At 69.9% G+C, this 20,940-nt stretch carries 19 protein-coding genes, 1 tRNA gene and 1 pseudogene; 14 read left to right on the top strand and 7 right to left on the bottom strand.

What is annotated here, in order from left to right; translation table 11 throughout:
- Nucleotides 1-25 precede the first annotated feature (25 nt).
- From ACWFR4_RS11705 to ACWFR4_RS11675, 7 genes are all read left to right on the top strand, one after another.
- Complete coding sequence (locus tag ACWFR4_RS11705; protein ID WP_453466281.1) at nucleotides 26-997, top strand: ABC transporter substrate-binding protein; 972 nt, start codon at nucleotides 26-28, stop codon at nucleotides 995-997.
- Between the two features lie 47 nt (nucleotides 998-1,044).
- Complete coding sequence (locus tag ACWFR4_RS11700; protein ID WP_453466279.1) at nucleotides 1,045-2,127, top strand: LLM class flavin-dependent oxidoreductase; 1,083 nt, start codon at nucleotides 1,045-1,047, stop codon at nucleotides 2,125-2,127.
- Nucleotides 2,124-3,482, top strand: coding sequence for an NtaA/DmoA family FMN-dependent monooxygenase (locus ACWFR4_RS11695; protein WP_453466277.1), 1,359 nt, complete (start codon nucleotides 2,124-2,126; stop codon nucleotides 3,480-3,482). The genes ACWFR4_RS11700 and ACWFR4_RS11695 overlap by 4 nt, the downstream gene beginning before the upstream one ends.
- Nucleotides 3,479-4,267 (top strand): DUF1684 domain-containing protein, encoded by a 789-nt coding sequence (locus ACWFR4_RS11690; protein WP_453652113.1) that lies wholly within the window; start codon nucleotides 3,479-3,481, stop codon nucleotides 4,265-4,267. Before ACWFR4_RS11695 ends, ACWFR4_RS11690 begins: the two co-directional genes overlap by 4 nt.
- A 256-nt stretch (nucleotides 4,268-4,523) precedes the next feature.
- The gene (locus tag ACWFR4_RS11685; protein ID WP_266565994.1) at nucleotides 4,524-5,429 is read left to right on the top strand and encodes a S1 family peptidase; all 906 of its coding nucleotides are present in this window, start codon (nucleotides 4,524-4,526) and stop codon (nucleotides 5,427-5,429) included.
- Between the two features lie 187 nt (nucleotides 5,430-5,616).
- Complete coding sequence (locus ACWFR4_RS11680; protein WP_453652111.1) at nucleotides 5,617-6,450, top strand: slipin family protein; 834 nt, start codon at nucleotides 5,617-5,619, stop codon at nucleotides 6,448-6,450.
- A gap of 237 nt (nucleotides 6,451-6,687) precedes the next feature.
- Entirely contained in the window at nucleotides 6,688-7,770 is a 1,083-nt protein-coding gene (locus tag ACWFR4_RS11675; RefSeq protein ID WP_453652109.1) for a S1 family peptidase, read from the top strand.
- Between the two features lie 156 nt (nucleotides 7,771-7,926).
- Here ACWFR4_RS11675 and ACWFR4_RS11670 read toward each other — a convergent pair.
- Nucleotides 7,927-8,421, bottom strand: a pseudogene (locus ACWFR4_RS11670) (DUF3533 domain-containing protein); the annotation flags it as partial.
- A 164-nt stretch (nucleotides 8,422-8,585) separates the two neighbouring features.
- Between ACWFR4_RS11670 and ACWFR4_RS11665 the strand changes: the two are divergent.
- Both ACWFR4_RS11665 and ACWFR4_RS11660 read left to right on the top strand, forming a co-directional pair.
- Nucleotides 8,586-12,086: a DNA polymerase III subunit alpha gene (locus ACWFR4_RS11665; protein WP_453652107.1), complete on the top strand. Its 3,501-nt coding sequence runs from the start codon at nucleotides 8,586-8,588 to the stop codon at nucleotides 12,084-12,086.
- On the top strand, nucleotides 12,083-13,057 hold the full coding sequence (locus ACWFR4_RS11660) for a DNA polymerase Y family protein (RefSeq protein ID WP_453462792.1): 975 nt from the start codon (nucleotides 12,083-12,085) through the stop codon (nucleotides 13,055-13,057). The genes ACWFR4_RS11665 and ACWFR4_RS11660 overlap by 4 nt, the downstream gene beginning before the upstream one ends.
- Before the next feature lie 5 nt (nucleotides 13,058-13,062).
- Here ACWFR4_RS11660 and ACWFR4_RS11655 read toward each other — a convergent pair whose 3' ends face one another.
- On the bottom strand, nucleotides 13,063-13,437 hold the full coding sequence (locus tag ACWFR4_RS11655) for a cupin domain-containing protein (protein ID WP_453462795.1): 375 nt from the start codon (nucleotides 13,435-13,437) through the stop codon (nucleotides 13,063-13,065).
- A 104-nt stretch (nucleotides 13,438-13,541) separates the two neighbouring features.
- On the opposite strand from ACWFR4_RS11655, the gene ACWFR4_RS11650 reads away from it, so the two are divergent.
- Nucleotides 13,542-13,988, top strand: a complete 447-nt coding sequence (locus ACWFR4_RS11650) for a MarR family winged helix-turn-helix transcriptional regulator (RefSeq protein ID WP_453462798.1) — start codon at nucleotides 13,542-13,544, stop codon at nucleotides 13,986-13,988.
- 173 nt (nucleotides 13,989-14,161) lie between these two features.
- Nucleotides 14,162-15,028, top strand: a complete 867-nt coding sequence (locus ACWFR4_RS11645; protein ID WP_453462800.1) for an esterase/lipase family protein — start codon at nucleotides 14,162-14,164, stop codon at nucleotides 15,026-15,028.
- A 76-nt stretch (nucleotides 15,029-15,104) separates the two neighbouring features.
- On the opposite strand, the gene ACWFR4_RS11640 is transcribed toward ACWFR4_RS11645, so the two are convergent.
- The 3 genes from ACWFR4_RS11640 to ACWFR4_RS11630 form a co-directional block, all read right to left on the bottom strand.
- Nucleotides 15,105-16,094, bottom strand: coding sequence for a lytic polysaccharide monooxygenase (locus ACWFR4_RS11640; protein ID WP_453652105.1), 990 nt, complete (start codon nucleotides 16,092-16,094; stop codon nucleotides 15,105-15,107).
- Nucleotides 16,095-16,453: 359 nt separating this feature from the next.
- Entirely contained in the window at nucleotides 16,454-16,654 is a 201-nt protein-coding gene (locus tag ACWFR4_RS11635; RefSeq protein WP_453652175.1) for a hypothetical protein, read from the bottom strand.
- Between the two features lie 110 nt (nucleotides 16,655-16,764).
- A complete protein-coding gene (locus tag ACWFR4_RS11630; RefSeq protein WP_453652103.1) occupies nucleotides 16,765-17,145 on the bottom strand; it encodes a hypothetical protein in 381 nt (126 codons plus the stop codon).
- An 832-nt stretch (nucleotides 17,146-17,977) separates the two neighbouring features.
- Between ACWFR4_RS11630 and ACWFR4_RS11625 the strand changes: the two genes are divergently transcribed.
- A tRNA-OTHER gene (locus ACWFR4_RS11625) sits at nucleotides 17,978-18,074 on the top strand.
- A 160-nt stretch (nucleotides 18,075-18,234) separates the two neighbouring features.
- On the top strand, nucleotides 18,235-18,600 hold the full coding sequence (locus ACWFR4_RS11620) for a hypothetical protein (protein WP_453462805.1): 366 nt from the start codon (nucleotides 18,235-18,237) through the stop codon (nucleotides 18,598-18,600).
- A 969-nt stretch (nucleotides 18,601-19,569) separates the two neighbouring features.
- Here ACWFR4_RS11620 and ACWFR4_RS11615 read toward each other — a convergent pair.
- Nucleotides 19,570-19,983: a hypothetical protein gene (locus ACWFR4_RS11615; RefSeq protein WP_453652101.1), complete on the bottom strand. Its 414-nt coding sequence runs from the start codon at nucleotides 19,981-19,983 to the stop codon at nucleotides 19,570-19,572.
- Nucleotides 19,984-20,205: 222 nt separating this feature from the next.
- Here ACWFR4_RS11615 and ACWFR4_RS11610 point away from each other — a divergent pair, with 222 nt between their 5' ends.
- Nucleotides 20,206-20,685, top strand: a complete 480-nt coding sequence (locus ACWFR4_RS11610; protein WP_453652099.1) for a GNAT family N-acetyltransferase — start codon at nucleotides 20,206-20,208, stop codon at nucleotides 20,683-20,685.
- 19 nt (nucleotides 20,686-20,704) lie between these two features.
- Here the strand turns inward: ACWFR4_RS11610 and ACWFR4_RS11605 are convergent, their stop codons facing one another.
- Nucleotides 20,705-20,845 carry a hypothetical protein gene (locus tag ACWFR4_RS11605; RefSeq protein WP_326713761.1) on the bottom strand — a complete coding sequence of 47 codons (141 nt, stop codon included), beginning with the start codon at nucleotides 20,843-20,845 and terminating at the stop codon, nucleotides 20,705-20,707.
- Nucleotides 20,846-20,940: the final 95 nt, after the last annotated feature.

Genomic DNA, 20,940 nt, shown 5'->3' with positions numbered 1-20,940 from the left:
GCCTTTCTCACACAGGAGTTCGCACATGCTGTCCCGCCGCACCCTCGCCCTGTCCGTCGCCGCGCTCGTGGCCGCGCCCCTGCTCACCGCCTGCGGGGGTGACAGCGATGCCGCGACCGGCACCGGCAAGGGTGGTTCCGAGAAGGTGGGCGGCATCAACATCGGGCCCGACCAGCACCGCATCCGCGCCAAGAAGGTCGACGCGATCGCGGCCGAGCTGCCGGCCGCGGTGCGTAAGCGCGGCACGCTCAGGCTCGGCGGCAGCGCCGACGCCTCGCCGCCACTCGGCTTCTACGCCACCGACGACAAGACCCGTATCGGCTCCGAGCTCGACCTCGCGACCCTCGTCGCCGACACACTCGGCCTGAAGATCGAGTTCTCCCCGGTGTCCTGGGAGAACCTCTTCGTCGGCCTCGACAGCGGCAAGTTCGACGCCGTCTTCTCGAACGTCACCGTCACGGAGGAGCGCAAGGAGAAGTACGACTTCGCGACCTACCGGCTCGACAACATCGCGTTCGAGGCGAAGAAGGGCACGAGCTGGCGGGTCAAGGAGCCCAAGGACGTGGCCGGGAAGACCATCGCCGTCTCCTCCGGCACCAACCAGGAGAAGATCCTCGTCGACTGGAGCAAGCAGGACGAGAAGGCGGGCCTGAAGCCGGTCACCATCAAGTACTTCCAGAAGGACACCGACTACTACCTCGCTCTCCAGTCGGGCCGCATCGACGCCTACCTCGGCCCGAGTCCCAGCGCCGCCTACCACGTGGAGTCCGCGGGCCAGTCGCAGATCATCGGCACGCTCTCCGGGGCCGGGGACAAGATCCAGGGCAAGATCGCCGCCACGACGAAGAAGGACAGCGGACTCGTCGACGCGTACGCCGCCGCCCTCGACCACGTGATCAAGGACGGGTCGTACGGGCGCGTCCTGAAGCGCTGGGGTCTGTCGACCGAGGCGGTCGAGAAGTCGGAGATCAACCCGCCCGGCCTGCCCAAGCCGTAGCCCGCCCGCTGCCCCCGTTCTTCCGTTCCTCGTCCAAGGACCTGCTCATGACTACGTCAACCGGGCGCGGCCTGCTGCATCTCGCGGCGGCCGTCGACCAGCCCGACACCTACGACGCCGATCCGTATCTCACGCTCACGCGCCTCGCGGAACGCGGCGCCCTGGACTTCGTCACCCTCGGGGACTCCTTCGGCCGGCCCGGGCCCGACGCGCTCGCCGTGCTGTCCCGGGTCGCCCCGGCGACCGCCCGCATCGGCCTCGTCCCCACCGTCACCACCACACACACCGAGCCCTTCCATGTGCAGGCCGCCGTCGCCACCCTCGACTGGGTGAGCCGGGGCCGCGCCGGCTGGCGGCCCGAGGTGTCCGTCACCGAGGAGGAGGCCCGCCTCTTCGGCCGCAGGGCCGCCGCGCCCACCGCGGAGCTGTGGGGCGAGGCCGGTGAAGTCACCGACGTGGCAACCCGGTTGTGGGACAGCTGGGAGGACGACGCGGAGATCCGCGACGTGGCGACCGGACGTTTCATCGACCGGGAGAAGCTGCACTACGTCGACTTCCAGGGCGCCACGTTCTCCGTACGCGGCCCCTCCATCGTGCCGCGCCCGCCGCAGGGCCACCCCGTCACGGTCGTCGACGCCACGCAGCAGCACGCGTACGACGTCGCCGCCCGCCACGCCGACGTCGCCCTGGTGAACGCGGCGGGCCCGGCGCAGGCCGCCGCCGTTCGCGCCGGACTGCGCCGCCGCGCCGCCGAGTACGGCCGCGATCCCGACGCCCTGCGCGTCCTGGCCGCGCTGCGCATCGACCTCGGCGGCGGGGAGCACGCGGCCGTGCCCGGTCACGGCGGGGGAGGGCCGCTGCCGAGCGACCTCGGTCCGCTCTACCGGGGCGGCCCGGTCGACCTCGCCGACCTCGTCACCGCCTGGCACCGCGCCGGCGCCGTGGACGGCTTCCACCTCACGCCGGTCGAGCCGCGCCGTGACATGGAGCGGCTCGTCAACGGCACGGTGCCACTGCTCCAGCACCGCGGCCTGTTCCGCACGTTCTATCCGGGCAGCACCTTCAGGGAGCACCTGGGGCTCGCCCGGCCCGCCAACCAGTACGCCGTGCTCGCGGGGGGCCCGTCATGACCTCAACTGCCAAGCAGCACAAGCCCCGCGGCCGGAGGCCGCACAACAAGCACATCCACCTGGCCGCCCACTTCCCGGGGGTCAACAACACCACCGTCTGGACCGATCCGCGCTCCCGCTCCCAGATCGACTTCGCGTCGTTCGAGCACCTCGCCCGCACCGCCGAGCGCGGCCTGTTCGACTTCTTCTTCCTCGCGGAGGGGCTGCGGCTGCGCGAGCACAAGGGACGCGTCCACGACCTCGACGTCGTCGGGCGGCCGGAGTCCCTCACCGTCCTGAACGCCCTCGCGGCCGTCACCGAGCGCCTCGGCCTCGCCGCGACCGTCAACGCGACGTTCAACGAGCCCTACGAGACCGCCCGCAGGTTCGCCACGCTCGACCACCTCAGCGGGGGCCGCGCTGCCTGGAACGTCGTCACCTCCTCCGACGCCTTCACCGGCGAGAACTTCCGCCGCGGCGGCTACCTCGACCGGGCGGACCGCTACACCCGCGCCGCCGAGTTCGTCGCCACGGCCCGCGAACTGTGGGACTCCTGGACGCCCGAGGGGCAGCCGCGCCCTTTCGCGCACACCGGTCGACACTTCGACATCGAGGGCGAGTTCACCCTGCCGCGCTCCCCGCAGGGGCAACCGGTCGTCATCCAGGCCGGGGACTCACCCGAGGGGCGCGAGTTCGCGGCGTCGGCGGCCGACGTGATCTTCACGCGGCACGGCACGCTGGAGGCGGGCCGTGCGTTCTACGCCGATGTGAAGGGCCGGCTCGAGAAATACGGGCGCACCGCCGAGGACCTGAAGATCATGCCGGGTGTCACCGTCGTCCTCGGCGACACCGCGGCCGAGGCCCAGGAGCGGGCCGCCGGGATCCGGCGCCAGCAGGTGTCCCCGCAGAACGCGCTCCTCACCCTGGAGCAGATCTGGGGCGTCGACCTCTCCTCGTACGACCCCGACGGGCCGCTGCCGGACATCGATCCGGTCGTCGACTCCGGGCTCTCCCAGGGCCGCACCAAGCGTGGCGATCCCCGTGCCGTCGCCGAGCAGTGGCGCGCCCTCTCCCGTGCCAAGGGCCTGTCCATCCGGCAGACCGTCATCGAGACCACCACGCGCCAGTCGTTCATCGGAACCCCGCAGGCCGTCGCCGCCGAGCTCGACGAGTTCGTGCAGAGCGACGCGGCCGACGGCTTCATCCTCGTACCGCACCTCACCCCGGGCGGCCTGGACGAATTCGTGGACCAGGTGGTGCCCCTGCTCCAGGAACGCGGGGCGTACCGCACGGAATACACCGGTACGACGCTGCGCTCCCATCTGGGGCTGAAAGAACCCGTAGGCCCCGCACGCGAGGAAGGCCTGACCGCATGACCGACGACGCGACCGGCGCTGCCGGCGCCTGGCAGCAGTGGCACGAGCAGCGGACCGTATCCGTCTCCGAGCCCTACGGACCGCTCGCCCTCACCGGCACCCACTGGCTCGACGACTATCCGGAACGCAAACTTCCGGCCATTCCCGGGCGGTGGCGGGCCGACGGCGACCAGGTCGTCCTGACCGCCGCACCCGAGGACGGACTCACCCGCGACGGACAGCCGCTCACCGGTGAGGTGCGCCTCGCGGCCGACGCGCAGGTCGGCCTCGGCGAGCGCCGCCTCGTCGCGATCGTGCGCGAAGGCTTGTGGGCCGTACGCGACTTCGACCCGCAGTCGGGGCCGCGGCGCGCCTTCCGCGGCATCGAGGCCACCGCCCACGACCCCCGCTGGACGGTCGAGGGCCGCTTCACGCCGTACGAGACCAGCCGCACGGTCCGCGTCGAGAACGCCGACGGCAAGGAGCGCGGCCTCGGCCTCGGCGGTGAACTGGCCTTCACGCTCGAAGGACAGGACCTCACGCTCCAGGTCGCCGTGCAGGCGGACGGCTCGCTCTGGGCCGTGTTCGCCGACGCCACCAGCGGCGACGGGACCTTCCGATTCCGCTTCCTGCAGCCCGCCGCGCCCGACGCCGGAGGCCGTACGGGCGTGGACTTCAACCGCGCGGTGCTGCCGCCCTGCGCCTTCGCGGACCACTTCGTCTGCCCCTTCCCGCCGCCCGGCAACACCCTGCCGGTCAAGATCGAGGCCGGTCAACGGAACCTCGTCGCCCGTACCTCCGTCTGACAGGGGAGCCGAGCCCCGGCGGCCTGCGAACCACCGCAGCAGCCGTCGGGGCATGTGGACGTGTACCGGTCGGACGGCCGAAAGGCGCCCTTGTGCCGGTCAGTTGAAACGCCGAATACTCCCGAGCAGCGCTTGTCAGGGGCACCGCATCTTCGGAACATTCCGGAATCCGGAATCCGAACGAGGGGCCGCTGGCTGCGCCTCACGGGCCCCGACCCCACGCGGGCCCCCGACTTCCCTCGGGAGGAACGAACCAGTGAGGATCAAGCGCACCACCCCCCGCAGTGGCATAGCGAGACGCGCCCGGATGATCTCCGTGGCCTCCGGACTCGTCGCCATCGGCGCACTCGCCGTCCCCACGGCCAGCGCGTCGGACGCGCCCGTCGCGCACACCTTCAGCGCGACCCAGCTCACCCAGGCCGGCACGTCCGTCCTGAAGTCCGATGTACCCGGCACCGCCTGGGCGGTCGACCAGAAGACCAAGCAGGTCGTCGTCACCGCCGACAGCACGGTCTCCCAGGCTGAGATCGCCAGGATCCAGAAGGCGGCCGGCAGCAACGCGGGCGCCCTGAAGATCGAGCGCACCCCCGGCACGTTCAAGAAGCTGGTCTCCGGCGGCGACGCCATCTATGCGAGTAGCTGGCGCTGCTCGCTCGGCTTCAACGTCCGCTCGGGCAGCACCTACTACTTCCTGACCGCGGGCCACTGCACCGACGGCGCCGGCACCTGGTGGTCGAACTCGTCCCACTCGACGACGATCGGGTCGACCGCGGGATCCAGCTTCCCGGGCAACGACTACGGCATCGTCAAGTACAGCACCACGGGGACCCCGCCCGGAACGGTCGGCAGCCAGGACATCACCGGTGCGGCCACGCCGTCCGTGGGGACCACGGTCACCCGGCGCGGCTCGACCACCGGTATCCACAGCGGCCGCGTCACCGCGCTCAACGCCACCGTGAACTACGGCGGCGGCGACATCGTCTCCGGTCTCATCCAGACCACGGTCTGCGCCGAGCCCGGCGACTCCGGCGGCCCGCTCTACGGCGGCTCCACCGCGTACGGCCTGACCTCCGGCGGCAGCGGCAACTGCACCTCCGGCGGTACGACCTTCTTCCAGCCGGTCACCGAGGCGCTGAGTGCGTACGGAGTGAGCGTCTACTGATCCGTATCCGTCGTCTGACGGATACAGCCTGACCTGCAGCCAGCAGCAGGGAGCCCCCGCACGGCAACTGCCGTGCGGGGGCTCGCTCTTGTGCGCGTTCTGGAGTTACCTTCGAAGGAGAAGCCTTCGAAAGCGTCACCTTCGAAAAGGCTGCCTGAGTGCCTGGGTCAGAACCCTGGAGGCCTTCATGGTCGAGGAGCTGCTGGCGGGAGCCGCCGCCGCGTCCGCCCTAGTGATCTACGCGACGGCGGCGGCGCGCGTCGTCAAACAGTACGAGCGGGGAGTGGTCTTCCGGCTGGGGCGGCTGCGACCGGATGTGCGCGGTCCGGGATTCACGATGATCGTGCCGTTCGTGGACCGGCTCCGTAAGGTCAACATGCAGATCGTCACGATGCCGGTGCCCGCGCAGGACGGCATCACCCGGGACAACGTCACGGTGCGGGTCGATGCCGTCATCTACTTCAAGGTGATCGACGCGTCCGAGGCCGTCGTACAGGTGGAGGACTACCGGTTCGCCGTCTCCCAGATGGCTCAGACGTCACTGCGGTCCATCATCGGCAAGAGCGACCTCGACGACCTCCTCTCGAACCGCGAACAGCTCAACCAGGGCCTCGAGTTGATGATCGACAGTCCGGCCGTCGGCTGGGGCGTGCAGATCGACCGCGTCGAGATCAAGGACGTGTCGCTGCCCGAGACCATGAAGCGCTCGATGTCGCGGCAGGCCGAGGCGGAGCGCGAGAGGCGCGCCCGGATCATCAACGCCGACGCCGAACTCCAGGCCTCCAGGAAGCTCGCCGAGGCCGCCGCGGAGATGTCCGAACAGCCTGCGGCGCTCCAACTCCGGCTCCTGCAGACCGTGGTGGCCGTCGCCGCCGAGAAGAACTCGACCCTCGTACTGCCCTTCCCGGTGGAGCTCCTGCGCTTCCTGGAACGGGCGACCCCGGGGGACGGGGTGCGGCAGTCGGGCGCCGAACAACCGCCGATTCCCGGCCCGGTGGCATCGGAATCAGGACAGGACTAGACCTCACCCTTTGCGGACCGCCCCTCTGCGCGGAGTGTTTGCAGTGGGAACCGACGTGGTGCGACAGGCGTGTGACGGGGGTGCACGCGGCCGGGGGAGCGCATAGCGTCAGTCGCACGCGCGTCCTGAAGTCGACCTTGTGTGTCCCCTGTGGCCGTCGGGATAGTGGGCGCGTCAACCTACGGGACCGGCTCACCCCACAGTGGTCGGTTCCGACCCCCCACAGGAGGACGAGAGTTGAAGCACCGACGCATACCCAAGCGGCGTGCCGCCGCGGTAGGAGCGGGCATCGCCGCCCTGGTCGCCGCGGGAGTCACCTTCCAGACTGCGAACGCGAGCACGGACACCCCTGATGTGGCCCCGCAGACCCTGTCGATCGCGAAGGCCGGAAATCTCGCCTCGTCCCTGACCAAGGACCTCGGCGCGGACTCGGCGGGCACGTACTACGACGCGAAGGCCAAGCACCTCGTCGTGAACGTCCTGAACAAGGATGCGGCGGACATCGCGCGGGCGGCCGGAGCCAAGGCCAGAGTCGTCGAGAACTCCCTGGCCGAACTCAAGAGCGCCCGTACCACCCTGAAGCAGGACGCCACGATCCCCGGCACCTCGTGGGCGGTCGACCCGGCCACCAACAAGGTCGTCGTCACCGCCGACCGCACGGTCGACACCGCCGCGTGGAACAAGCTCGGCAAGGTCGTCGACGGTCTCGGCTCCAAGGCCGAACTCCAGCGCACCAAGGGGGAGTTCAAGCCCCTCATCGCGGGCGGTGACGCCATCACCGGCAGCGGCGGCCGGTGCTCCCTCGGCTTCAACGTGGTCAAGGGCGGCCAGCCGTACTTCATCACGGCCGGCCACTGCACCGAGGCGATCTCGACCTGGTCGGACTCCAGCGGCCAGGAGATCGGCACGAACGAGCAGTCCAGCTTCCCGGACAACGACTTCGGCCTGGTCAAGTACACCGCCGACGTCGCGCACCCGAGCCAGGTCGACCTCTACAACGGCTCCACGCAGCCGATCACCAAGGCGGGCGACGCGACCGTCGGCATGAAGGTGACCCGCAGCGGCTCCACGACCCAGGTCCACGACGGCAGCGTCACCGGCCTGGACGCCACCGTGAACTACGGCAACGGCGACATCGTCAACGGACTCATCCAGACCGACGTCTGCGCCGAGCCCGGCGACAGCGGCGGCTCGCTCTTCTCGGGCGACACCGCGATCGGCCTGACCTCGGGCGGCAGCGGCGACTGCACCTCCGGCGGGGAGACCTTCTTCCAGCCGGTGACGGAGGCACTGTCCACGTTCGGCGCCGAGATCGGCTGACGTAACGACAGCGAGTCAGCGAGACAGCGCGACACAGGGGGCCGGCCCGTCATCGACGGGCCGGTCCCTCACGTTCTGAGTGTCCGGGGCGCCCCGGGGCCCGGCTTCCGCCTGCCGCGGAACACGGAGGCGGCCATCGTGATCACGATGCCGGCCACCGACCCGTCCCTGAAGGGCGAGCGTCGCGGCGCCGACCGCGAAGATGATCAGTGCACCCAGCCCCCACGGCGCCATGATGCTGCCGGGCAGCGCGCCGAGGATCGGTCCGACGATCACGGCGCCGCCGAGCCCGCCGATTATCGACACGAGCGCCATGCTGACCAGCCGGATGACCGCGCGCCGCGGGTCGGCGGGCCCGGCGCCCGTGCTGATCGCCAGGACCGAGGCGCACAGGTGGCCGCCGACGCACCAGCCGACGACCGGATAGAGGGCGGAGGAGCGGACGGTGCCGCCGCCGGAGGCGACCAGGAGGGTGTCGGTGGTGCTCCGGGGGTCGATGATCAGGGCCCCTGCACAGGAAGTGATGAAGAGCAGCTGGAGGGCGGTCGCGCCGATGACGAGCAGCGCGGCCCGCGGTGTGACGGCGCTCTTCACCTCGTCGAGGAAGGACCCGCGCGGGGGCCCGGGCAGGGTGTCGGCTGTCTGGGTCATGCCCTCACGGTCCGGGGAGCCCGGTCCGTACGCAGGCGGGGTGGGGCTGAACGGGTGCCTGGGGCAGAGACCTCGCTCAGATGTCGTACACACGTTCGATACTTGGTCTATGGTGGTGGTGGGGAGGCGAGAGCAGGTCGGTTCGAGGTGTGCAGGAGGTGCGTGTGCCAGGGTTCACGCATTTGCACACCGTTTCCGGGTTCTCCCTCAGGTACGGGGCCTCGCACCCGGAGCGGCTGGCCGGGCGTGCCTCCGAGCGGGGCATGGACGCGCTCGCCCTCACCGACCGGGACACCCTCGCGGGCTCGGTCAGGTTCGCCAAGGCCTGCGTCAAGGCAGGGGTGCGGCCGCTGTTCGGGACGGACCTCGCGGTGAGCGGCTCCCCGCCGGCCGGATCCGCCGCGCCGGGCCACGCCCCGGCCGAGCGGCGCAGGCAGCCCGTGCGCGGTGGTGCCTTCATCGACGAGTCGACTCCGCGCGTGACCTTCCTCGCCCGCGACGGAGCGAGGGGCTGGGCCTCCCTGTGCCGTCTGGTCACCGCCGCCCACGCCACCGGCGAGACCCGGCTGACCTGGGAGGACAACCACGGCGACGGCCTGACCGTGCTGCTCGGACCCGCGTCCGACGTCGGCCGCGCGCTCGTCGCGGGCCGCCCCGACCGGGCCGCGCGCCTCCTCGCCCCCTGGCGCGAGATCTACGGCGACGCCCTGCGCCTCGAAGTCGTCCACCACGGCCGCGAGGGCACGGGTCCCGGATCCCTGCGCCTGGCCGCCCGCACCGTCGGCTTCGCCGCCGAACAGGGCATCCGCCCCGTCCTCACCAACGACGTCCGGTACGCCGACCCGGGCCTCGGTCCGGTCGCCGACGTCCTCGACGCCGCGCGCCGCCTCGTCCCGGTCGACCCCCGCAAGGAACTCGACAGCGGAGAGCGCTGGCTGAAGGACGCCGACGCCATGCTGATGACGGCCGAACGGGTGGTGGAGGCGGCGGGCTTCCGCCGTGACGCCGCGTACCGCCTGCTCGAACAGACCAATGCCGCGGCGGCGGAATGCCGCGTCGATCCCGAGGACGACCTCGGCATCGGCTCCGTGCACTTCCCCGAACCGCGGCTCGTCGGCGCCGGTCGCCGCACCGCGCAGCGGGTTCTCGCGTCGCGGGCGACGGCGGGGATGCTGCGCCTCGGGTACGACCGGAAACGGGAGTACTGGGAGCGGATGCACCGCGAGTTGGACATCATCGCCTACCACGACTTCGCCACGTACTTCCTGACGGTGTCCCAAGTCGTCGACGACGTACGGGACATGGGCATCCGGGTCGCCGCGCGCGGCTCCGGCGCCGGGTCCCTGGTCAACCATCTGCTCGGCATCGCGCACGCGGACCCGGTCGAACACGGCCTCCTCATGGAGCGGTTCCTGTCCAAGCGCCGCTCCGTCCTGCCCGACATCGACATCGATGTGGAGTCGGCCCGGCGCCTGGAGGTCTACCGGGCGATCATCGGCCGGTTCGGCGCCGAGCGCGTCGCGACCGTCTCGATGCCGGAGACGTACCGCGTCCGCCATGCCGTACGCGATGTGGGCGCGGCCCTGTCCATGGACCCGGCCGACATCGACCGGATCGCCAAGTCCTTCCCGCACATCAGGGCCCGCGACGCGCGGGCCGCGCTGGAGGAACTGCCCGAACTGCGGGAACTGGCAGGGGAGTCCAGGCAGGGCGGGGACAGGTACGGACGCATGTGGGAGCTGGTCGAGGCGCTCGACGCGCTGCCGCGCGGTATCGCCATGCATCCGTGCGGGGTACTGCTCTCGGACGCCTCGCTGCTCGCCCGTACGCCCGTCATGCCGACCAGCGGCGAGGGCTTCCCCATGTCGCAGTTCGACAAGGAGGACGTCGAGGACCTCGGCCTGCTCAAGCTCGACGTCCTCGGGGTGCGGATGCAGTCGGCGATGGCGCACGCGGTCGCGGAGACCGAGCGGGCGACCGGTTCCACGGTGGACCTGGACGCGGTGCCGCCCGGTGACCCGGAGACGTACCGGCTCATCAAGTCCACCGAGACGCTGGGCTGTTTCCAGATCGAGTCGCCGGGCCAGCGGGACCTGGTGGGACGGCTCCAGCCGGCCACCTTCCACGACCTCGTGGTGGACATCTCGCTGTTCCGCCCGGGTCCCGTCGCCGCCGACATGGTGCGGCCGTTCATCGAGGCGCGGCACGGGCGCGCGCCGGTCCGCTATCCGCACCGCGACCTGGAGGGACCCCTGAAGGAGACGTACGGGGTCGTCGTCTTCCACGAGCAGATCATCGAGATCGTGAACATCATGACGGGATGCGGCCGCGACGAGGCGGACCGGGTCAGGCGGGGGCTGTCCGACCCCGATTCGCAGGGGCGCATCCGGTTCTGGTTCGCACAGCAGGCGGCGGCGCACGGATACGACGCCGAGACCATCGCCCGCACCTGGGAGATCGTCGAGGCCTTCGGGGCGTACGGGTTCTGCAAGGCGCACGCCGTCGCCTTCGCGGTGCCGACCTATCAGTCGGCGTGGCTGAAGGCCCATCACCCGGCCGCGTTCTACGCGGGGTTGCTCACGCACGACCCCGGGATGTACCCGAAGCGGCTGATCCTCGCGGACGCGCGGCGCCGCGGGGTGCCGGTCCTTCCGCTGGACGTGAACAAGTCCGCGGTCGCCCACCGTATCGAACTGGTGTCTGATAAAGGGGGTGGCGACCACAAGAGTGGCGGTCACAAAGGGGAGAAGTGGGGCGTGCGGCTCGCGCTCTCCGACGTGCACGGCATCAGCGAGGCCGAGGCGGCCCGCATCGAGGAGGGGCAGCCGTACTCCTCGCTGCTCGACTTCTGGGAGCGGGCGAGGCCCAGCCGGCCGCTCGCGCAGCGCCTCGCCCAGGTCGGCGGGCTCGACGCGTTCGGTGCCAACCGGCGTGACCTGCAACTGCACCTGACGGAACTGCACCGGGGAACGCGCGGGCCCCGGGGTGCCCGTGGCGCCCAACTGCCCTTGTCCGGCGGCCACGGGACCGCGCCGGCCGGCCTGCCCGACCTCGGCGACGCCGAGCGGCTCAGCGCCGAACTCGGGGTACTGGGGATGGATGCCTCCCGCCATCTCATGGGCGACCACGAGAAGTTCCTCGAGGAGCTGGGGGTGCTGACGGCGCGACGCCTGCGCGAGGCCGAGCACGGCAGGGTCGTACTGGTCGCGGGCGCCAAGGTCGCCACACAGACCCCGCCGATCCGCTCCGGCAAGCGCGTCATCTTCACGACCCTGGACGACGGCACGGGCCTGGTCGACCTGGCCTTCTTCGACGACGCGCACGCCGCGTGCGCGCACACCGTCTTCCACTCGTGGCTGCTCCTCGTCCGCGGCACGGTCCAGCGTCGCGGACCGCGCAGCCTCAGCGTGGTGGGCGCGGCCGCGTGGAACCTCGCGGACCTGGTGGAGGTGCGCCGGCAAGGCGGCCTCGACGCGGTGGCGCTGCGTCTGGCGGAGCCGCCCGAACAGCCGCCGTCCGACGGGGACGACCCGGTCGACGGCCGCCGCATCCGCATGGCCACCGGATACGAGATGCACCCCTGGGCGGACCTGCGCCCGGCGGGCGACGGCCAGTCGGGGCCACCGCGCAAACTGTGGCACCAGAGCCCCGGGAGCGCGGGATGACGACTCTGTACGTACGGTTCCTGCTGCCGCCCGTGTACGAGGCGGCACTGCCCCAACTGATCGCCCTGCTGGGTGAGTTCAGCCCGACGGTCGAGGCGCTGCCGCCCGACGCCGCCCTCGTGGACCTGGGCGGGGCGGTGCGCTACTTCGGGCGGGACGCCGTCGAACTCGCCGCGGTGATCAGGGTGCGGGCGCTCGCCCTGTACGGGGTGGAGTGCGTGATCGGCGCGGGCCCCGGCCCGATGCTGGCGCGGATGGCGGCGCGGACGGCCTCGCCCGGGGTGACCAGGGTGGTGCCGGGGGACCCCGGCGCCGTGGCCGAGTTCCTCGCCGGGCAGCCGGTCGCCGCGCTGCCCGGCGTCGGCGCCGCCACCGCCCGCACCCTGTGCGAGTACGGGCTCGACACCCTCGACCGGGTGGCCGCCGCCCCGCAGGGCACCCTGCAACGGCTCACCACCGCCCGCATCGGCCGTGAACTGCACGAGAAGGCGCGCGGCGTCGACCGCACCCGGGTCACCCCCAACGCCGCCACGCGGTCCACCGCCGCCGAGCGCCCCTTCCCGCGCGACGAACTCGACCCGTACCGGCACCGCCGCGCCCTGCTCTCCCTCGCCGACGAACTGGGCGCCAGGCTCCGCGACGGGAAGCAGGTGTGCCGCTCGCTGACCCTCACCGTGCGCTACGCCGACCGGTCCACGACGACCCGCAGCCGTACGCTCCCCGAGCCCACCGCGCACACGACCGCGCTGTCCACGGCCGCGTACCGGATGTACGAGGCGCTCGGCCTGCAGCGGGCCAGGGTGCGGGCGCTCGGTCTGCGGGCGGAGGGGCTCCGCCCGGTGGAGGGTTCCGCCCGCCAGTTGACCTTCGACCCCGCGGACGAGAAGGCACGGGCGCTGGAGGCCGTGGCCGACCGGGCCCGGGCGCGGTTCGGACCCGGGGCGATCGTGCCCGGTCGGCTCGCGGCGTGAGCCCCTTACTGAGCCCAGGGTGGCGTGACGCGCGTGCCGTCCGCCAGCACGGCCTCCAGGCCCACGGACGTCGTGACCCACATGGTGGCGGGCAGGTCGCCAGGGTTCTCGACCGTGAGGGTCGCGCCCGGATCGGCGATCGCGGTGTCGCCCGCGGTGAGCGTGTCCGTGCGTCCGTCGATCGTGAAGCGCAGGCTGCCGCTGAGCACGTGCAGGATCTCCTCGCGGGACACCGTGTGGGCGACGCCCGGGGTGCCCGCCGGGATCTCGGCCCGCCAGGCGCACAGCTCCTTGCTGCCGGTGGCGGGCTTGGCGTACGAGACGAAACGGACGCCGTGCAACTCGTGGACGGCGGCCTCGGATGCGCGGATGACTGGCATGTCGGCTCCCTCTGGCGGAATGGTCGAACGGGTCATCTGGTCAAGCAACTTGACTACATAGTCAGGCAGCTTGACCAAATCGTCAAGGGTGTTTGAATGGCTCCGTGCAGAACTCCGAGGCCATGGCCCTCTCCGCCGCCCTGCTCTCCGCCGCCGGCGAGCTGACGCAACGCATCCATGAAGGGGTCGTCACCCGCGGCTTCGAGGGGCTGCGGCCCGCGCACGGATTCGCCTTCGCGCGGCTCTCCCGGGGCGGCGCGACCGCCACCGACCTCGCCGCTCACCTGGGGGTCACCAAGCAGGCCGCGAGCCAGCTCGTCGACGAGTTGGTGCGCAAGGGGTACGCGGAGCGGCAGCCGCACCCGGACGACGCCCGCGCCCGCCTCGTCGTCATGACCGAACGCGGCTGGGCGTGCGCGCGGGCCGCGGAGGAGTCTGCCGCCGACGCGGTGCGACCGTGGGTCGAGCGGCTTGGTGAGCGCAAGGCCCGTGCGTTGCTCGACCAGCTGACCGCCGTCGCGCCCGACGGGCCCATCAGGCCCACCTGGTGACGATGTGTCAGCCCCGTACGCGTCCAGCCGTCACCGGAAGTTTTTACTGACGCGTAACTTCACTCTTTTACTACTGGCGCGTAATTTAACTGGCAGTACAGCATCCTCGTGATCCGGATCACAGGGCACGCACCCCACATCGCAACTCCCTTGAGCCGCAAGGAGATCACACGATGCTGCCCCGGAACTGGAAACGTGCGGTCAGATCCCTGACCGCGGCCCTGTTGCTCACGGCCGCGGCCACCGCGGTCCCCGCCGCCGCCCACGCCGGCACCGCCACCAGCAGCGGCTGGAACAACTACAACTGCAAGCCCTCCGCCGCCCACCCGCGCCCCGTCGTCCTCGTCCACGGCACCTTCGGGAACTCCGTCGACAACTGGCTTGTCCTCGCCCCCTACCTGGTGAACCGCGGCTACTGCGTCTTCTCGCTCGACTACGGACAGCTGCCCGGCGTCCCGCTGTTCAACGGCCTCGGCCCGATCGACAAGTCGGCGGGCCAGCTCGACACGTTCGTCGACAAGGTGCTCGCCGCCACCGGCGCCCCCAAGGCCGACCTCGTCGGCCACTCGCAGGGCGGCATGATGCCCCGCTACTACCTCAAGTTCCTCGGCGGCGCCGCGAAGGTGAACTCTCTCGTCGGCATCGCACCCGACAACCACGGCACCACCCTGAACGGCCTGACCAATCTCCTGCCGTACTTCCCCGGAGCCGGTGACCTGCTGACCCTCGCCACCCCCGGGCTCGCCGACCAGATGGCGGGTTCCCCGTTCATCACCAAGCTCAACCAGGGCGGGGACACCGTCCCCGGCGTCCACTACACCGTCATCGCGACCAAGTACGACGAGGTCGTCACCCCGTACGGCACCCAGTTCCTGAGCGGCCCCGACGTCCACAACGTCAAGCTCCAGGACCTGTGCGCCGTCGACCTGTCCGAGCACGTAGCCATCGGCACCATCGACCGCATCGCCTTCCACGAGGTCGCGAACGCCCTCGACCCGGCCCACGCCACCCCCACCACCTGTGCCTCGGCGGTGAGTTGAGCCCGGAGCGGTGAGAAAGGCAAAAGGGCCGCCGTCTCCAGGAGTGGGCAGGGAGGCGGCGGCCCGGCTGTGGGCGTCAGCCGCTGTGGCGCCCGCCCGCCACGGAGCGGCGCCGCACCGACGCGAACAGCGTCGCGGCACCGACGGCCAGGACCGCGGCGCCGCCCATCGCGATGTACGGGGTGGTGCTGTCGCCGCCGGTCTCGGCAAGGTTCTCGTCGGCGAGAGGCTTCGTGGCACCGCCCTTCGCCTCGGGTCCGTTGCCGCCCGTCGAGGCATCGGCGGCCGGCGCCGCGGACTCCTCGGCCTGCGGCTCGGCGCTGCCCCCGGCGTCACCGTGGTGGTGCTCCACGGACGACTTGCCGGCGCCGTCCGCGATCTCCTGGTCGGAGGGCGCGGAGGCGGTGGGAGCGGCCGCACCGGCCCCGCTGTCCTTGCCGAACACCACGTCGGAGCAGGTGTAGAAGGCCTCGGGGGAGTCGGAGCGCTGCCAGATCGAGTAGATGAGGTGGCGGCCCGACCGCGCCGGGACGTCACCGTCGAAGACGTAGTCGCCGTTCTCCATCTTCGGGTCGGTGACCTTGACGAAGGGCTGCGCCTCCAGGTCCGACCACTTCAGCGGCTTCGTCGGGTCGTACGAGTCCTTGGTGATGTACAGCTCGAACGAGCCCTTGTGCGGGGCCGTTCCCTTGTAGTGGAACGTGTGGCTGCCCGCCGACATCGGGCTCGACGGCCAGTCGGCGCGCGGAAGATCGAGCCCCTTGTACTTGTCGTTGCCCGCGCTGCACAGCTTGCCGTCGGGGATGATCTCCTTCGACTTGCCCGCGGCGTTCGCGATGTTGACCGCGTTCCAGTCGTAGAAGGCCTGCGTGCCACTGGCCGCGACGGCGGCCTTGCACGCCGCGGACCGCGGGCTCTCCGGGCCCTCCGCGTAGCAGGCGGAGACGCGGCTGACCGGGTCCGTCATCGAGCCGTGCGCCGACGCGGGCGCGGCGGCCAGCGCGGTCAGGGCGAACGGGACGGCACCTGCGACGGCGAACGCGGCGGCCTTGCGGCGAACTGTCATGAGTGGGAACTCCTCAACGGCGGTTCAGGGGTGGGGGGACGGGCCGCGACGACGGCCCCGGCGGTGAGAAAGCTAGCCCCTGAAAACCGCGGAATCGCCTGCTGAGGGCAGGCGATGGCGATCTTTATGGTGCGGTTAAGGGAGGGCTAATTGAGGGCTCAGGCTGGGCGTTTGCACAGAGCCCGATGACCTGCGTGCTGTGGGTGAGCCAGTCCGTCACAGTCCACTGGAATCCAGCAGGTGTCGCGGTGTTTGGCTCCCTGTTTGGCTCCCCGGCAGTGCCCGTCATGCCTGCGGGACCTCGGGTGCTGACCTGTGACTGCGAATGTCCGTTACAACCGGCCAATTAGGGCCCGCGCTCACGCCGCCTCGTAGTGGTGCGCTCGGCCGCCCCGCCACATCATCCACGCCGGCTCGTCGAGGGGGTCATCCGCCTCCGGGATACCCGCCCGCCGCAAGAACTCGACCACGTCACGATCAGTATGCGCGAGGCCGAGGATCTGCCCGCGCACTGTCACCCGTCGGCCGCCCGTCCCAAGCGGCGGGTGCACGAGGTCGATCCTTCTGGCGCCTTCTGCGCAAAGCCATCCGGGTCGACGGTGCGGCGGACAGAGATTAGAGACGGGCACGGCCTCCAATCATGGCCGCGCCCGTTTTCTGTTTGTGCTGCTCAGGAAGGGAGGAATCCCGGCTTCTCCCTTCCTAGGTCTTGCAGGTGGTTCAGGTAGTCCTGTGCAGCCGGTTCGGTGCTGTAGCGCTGCCTCATGACGGCTGCGAGTTCTCGACTGGTCATGATGAGGGAGGGGACGGACTGTCGGTCACCCTGTAGTGCCCGCTCGCCATGGATGAGGGCCTGTTCGAGGGAGCCGTCTCGCGCTGCGGCGACCCCCAGGGTCACCCGTGCTTCGGCGTTCCGCTTGGGGGAGCGCTCCCTACCGTCGAAGTCCGTTCCGGCACGCAGAACCTCCTCCGCGAGCGTCCGCGCGAGCTGGTCCTCTCCGACCGGTCGGTAGCAGTCCATCGAGTAGAAGTCGAACTTGGCGGGGTCCACCACAGAGTGGTTGTCCAGGTTCTCGGATACGGCATTCCCTCAAGGAGACGCCGTCCCTTGTCAAGGATCGCTACCCGTTCCGATCCCTCGGCCGAATACCTCACCTGTACGGAGAGAGTGCCGTGCGACGGGGCACTCACGTTGATGCACGTCCCGGTGACCCTCACTCCGCGCACCCGCAGCGCCCGCCCACGTTAAAGATGCGTGCTGCGATGCCAAGCACAAGCAGAGACAGCACGGTGCCTAGAACTGCCATCCCGTTCACGCGGTGCTCTCCTTACGCTTCCTCAGGTCATCTATCGTCCTCGATGACGTGCGCACGGCGGATTCTGGCACTGCTGCTCGCGGATATCCGGCGCTTGCACCTCAACCCACCGTGGAGCGGGCGTGGTCCATGGCGTCCAGGTGGAGTGCGGCACTGCCAGAGAGCGCGTGCGTAGGAGGTCATGGCCGCGGGCCTGCGCCGAACTTCTGGAGTTCCTCAACTCATCGTCACGGATGAGCACCTGCGCCGGTATCCGAAGCGACGTCTCTGAGCAGGTGCGGGGCTGCTCGCGGTTGCATTCGGTCGCGATGGTTGCGGTACCTCGCTGCGGTACCGCGGGAAGGCGTGAGGTACAACTACGCCATGGCGATTCGACCGACGCAGGCAATGTGGTGGGCTGAAATGGCGATCTGCCTTGCCGTAGCCGCCGGGACTTTCGCTGGGATCAGCGCTTTTCTGGGGGCATCGGCGACCCAAGGCCGTCACGTCACAGTGGAGGGCGGGGCCTCCATCGTGTTGATTGCGCTGTCCGCCGGCGTCGGCATCTTCGTGAGCGGCCGGTTCAGGGCGTGGGGGCTGCGTCGGCAAGCCGTGTCCTGTACACGGTCTTGAAAACCGTCGTGGCAGCGATGCCACAGGGGGTTCGAATCCCACACCCACCGCAGATGAACGGCCCCTGACCAGGTAAATCGGTCGGGGGCCGTCGGCATGTCCGCCACCGTGATCGCCCGGTGTCCCCGTGATTTCCCGCTCGTTCGGGCACGGAAGGGGCACGCTTCACATCACCTCGGTCCGTCAGTCTCCTGGGCTGCGAAACTCTCTGAGTGAGCTATCCCGCGACAGACGAGCTGTCCTCCGCCGAGCGCGCCTTCATGATCAATGCAACGGAGATCGACATCCTTCCCGGCGTATGGGGCGACATGGATGAGCCGCTAGTGTCCGGTCCTGCCTCGGATCTTGTCCCGATCCTCCTGTCACTTGTCGACAGGGGATGGATCGAGGTGTCCCGGGTCATCCCCTGGACTGCACCCGATGGGGCTGCGGGTTTTCAGTCCGGCCCTCCCATCCCGAAGCGGGCCCTTCCTGCTCTTCTGTCGGATGCCGAGAACTGGGAGTACCCGCAATCTGCTGAGTGGTTGGGGTGCCTGACAGTGACCCTTACCGAGGCAGGACAACAGATCTCCTGTTGACTCGCGGTCGGCGACATGATCGGTGGAGTTCATCCGGCCGCGGGACTTGAACCTGTGGCCTCATCCCTATCAGGTCGATCATGGCGGCTCTTTGGCGTGGACCAACCGGACCTGTGCTTGGACTGTTCGTCCGCTGAGGTACAGCGCTGACCGCGGCTGTTCGAGTTCGTTGGTGTCAGACGCTGATGTCAGCTTCGGCACGCGTTCTTGACAAGCGCCACTAACTCGACCTGGAGGACCAGTGGCGGGATGGGCAGTTCAACCAGCGTCCCGATTATCCAGTGCCCGGTGCCGCTTCGGTCGCGTTGGCCTGCCGAGGATCTGAAGCACCCCGCCGAGCACGCAAAGAATCATGGCTACGCCAGCGAGGTCCGCGCCCACTTCATAGGACCACCCGACCAGCCTCGGTACTCCGTCCAAGGCAAAGCCGGCACCAATCAAGATGAAGCCCCAACCAGCCTTCCGCGGATGCCTGTACTGCGCTCCATGCCGGCCGTTCAAGGTCAACATTCCCAGGGATGCCAACAAGCATCCGCAGGCCGACATGATCCACGAAGTCATGGCACCCCTCCGCCGGGAGATTACCCCGCGGGCGTTGGAGTCTCTATGGGGGCCCAGGTCGTGAGCAATCTTGAAAACCGTCGTGGCGCGAGTCGCCGTGGGTTCAATTCCCACACCCACCGCGCAGGTTGAAGGCCCCTGACCAGCGTCATCGGTCGGGGCCTTCGTCGTGCTCGTCCCCTGCCGCTGATCGGGATTCCCCGTGAGTTCCCGGTCTATCGGGCACGGATGGGGCACGGCTACCTTCTGATCCGTAGCTCTAGCCGGATCGGTCAGCGACGGCCATGCCGGTCGCTACGAGGCCCCGTCGGGACGGTAGCGGACGAGGGCGGTTGCTGGGGTTGCCGTACTGGCCTGATGTACAACGAGCAGAGGTCGACCAGCCCACGGCACCCCGCCGTGTCCCGCTCAGCCCCCGTCAGGCCATCCGCCGGGGCTGTCTGTGCGGATGAGAATCCCGGGGTCGTCCGGATCAACCTCACCCGTGTAATGGCTCGGCCAGAATGCCCGGCGGGTGCGCGACAGAGGTACCTCCACGAGTCGGCCGTCGTGGATCATCCACAGGCCAAAGCACTCGTCCTCCTCGTCGTGAACCAGCACTTGCACCGAGCGTGGTGATTTCCAGGGCAACGACTCAAGGTGCTCCAGCAATCCGATCCATCGGGACCGCCGCACGAACTCAATGGCCCAGCCGTCGAACATGTTATGTCCGATATCAGTGAAACATCCTGACCACTCTCGGCTGTCGTCTGGCCGGGTCAGCGGCTCCATCGTCTCTTCTTCGTTGCTTGCCGGCACGATGACTTCGGCAAATCTGCTCATGAGGGAGTATTGCCAGCCGTTGGGACGCAATGGCAACCAAGTTCTTGTCGTCCCTGTGGGGACCACTGTGAACACCGCGCTCCCGCAGATGCCTACCTCCTCAACCCGCCACTCGCCCCAGCTCCCATCCCGTCCGCCGTCTGCTCGGCTCTGCCTGGGTCGATGGTGGACGGTGCGGTTAAGGAGGTGCTCAGGCTGCGATCAGGTCCGTACTGTGCGGCCATGACCCACACAGTTCGCCGCGCAGTGGCAGCCGACGTACCCGACGTGAAAACGGTGACCGACGCCGCGTACCACCACTACATCGACCGCATCGGAGTGGTGCCCGCGCCCATGGAGGCCGACCACAGCGCCGAGGTGGCCGAGGGCAGGGCGTACGTCGTGGACGGGGAGCGGGGCGGAGCGCCCGCCGTCGTCGGGCTCGTGGTCGTCGAGCCCCGCGAGGACCATCTCTTCCTCGACAGCATCGCCGTTCACCCCGACGCCCATGGAAAGGGCGTGGGGCGACGGCTGCTGGCATTCGTCGACGAGCACACGCGCACGCTCGGCCTTCCCGAGGTGCGGCTCTACACGAACGCGATGATGTGGGAGAACCAGGAGATCTATCCGCGGTACGGATACGAGGTGGTGGAGCGCCGCGTCGACGGCCCCTACGATCGCGTCCACTACCGCAAGAGGCTCTCCGCCGACCGCCCCGCGTGACGCGGGCGTCCCGGCCCGCTCACTCGTCGGGCCACCACGTGCGCCGGATGTCCTTGCGCACTTCCGGACGGTCGTGGCGGCGCTCGGCGGCGTCTTCCTGCTGCTGCCGACGGGTGGTGCTGGTCTTCGCCACGGGCTTGTTGATGGTCACACGGCGCATGACTGCCTCCTGTGCCTACCCCGGTTCCACTGCGGTACCGCTGTAGACGTGTTCCCCGGAGGGTGACGCATCGAAGCGTGATTGTCAGTGGCAGG

It is taken from the genome of Streptomyces sp. NPDC055140, assembly GCF_053607285.1.
Note: the sequence above shows the minus strand (reverse complement) of the source record. Positions and strands in the feature narration are given on the sequence as shown.

Coding starts and splice junctions, on each gene's coding strand:
- ACWFR4_RS11700 (WP_453466279.1), top strand. CDS start 1,045: ATGACTACGTCAACCGGGCGCGGCCTGCTGCATCTCGCGGCGGCCGTC.
- ACWFR4_RS11610 (WP_453652099.1), top strand. CDS start 20,206: ATGACCCACACAGTTCGCCGCGCAGTGGCAGCCGACGTACCCGACGTG.
- ACWFR4_RS11645 (WP_453462800.1), top strand. CDS start 14,162: ATGCTGCCCCGGAACTGGAAACGTGCGGTCAGATCCCTGACCGCGGCC.
- ACWFR4_RS11680 (WP_453652111.1), top strand. CDS start 5,617: ATGGTCGAGGAGCTGCTGGCGGGAGCCGCCGCCGCGTCCGCCCTAGTG.
- ACWFR4_RS11615 (WP_453652101.1), bottom strand. CDS start 19,983: ATGAGCAGATTTGCCGAAGTCATCGTGCCGGCAAGCAACGAAGAAGAG.
- ACWFR4_RS11655 (WP_453462795.1), bottom strand. CDS start 13,437: ATGCCAGTCATCCGCGCATCCGAGGCCGCCGTCCACGAGTTGCACGGC.
- ACWFR4_RS11660 (WP_453462792.1), top strand. CDS start 12,083: ATGACGACTCTGTACGTACGGTTCCTGCTGCCGCCCGTGTACGAGGCG.
- ACWFR4_RS11640 (WP_453652105.1), bottom strand. CDS start 16,094: ATGACAGTTCGCCGCAAGGCCGCCGCGTTCGCCGTCGCAGGTGCCGTC.
- ACWFR4_RS11605 (WP_326713761.1), bottom strand. CDS start 20,845: ATGCGCCGTGTGACCATCAACAAGCCCGTGGCGAAGACCAGCACCACC.
- ACWFR4_RS11705 (WP_453466281.1), top strand. CDS start 26: ATGCTGTCCCGCCGCACCCTCGCCCTGTCCGTCGCCGCGCTCGTGGCC.
- ACWFR4_RS11695 (WP_453466277.1), top strand. CDS start 2,124: ATGACCTCAACTGCCAAGCAGCACAAGCCCCGCGGCCGGAGGCCGCAC.
- ACWFR4_RS11690 (WP_453652113.1), top strand. CDS start 3,479: ATGACCGACGACGCGACCGGCGCTGCCGGCGCCTGGCAGCAGTGGCAC.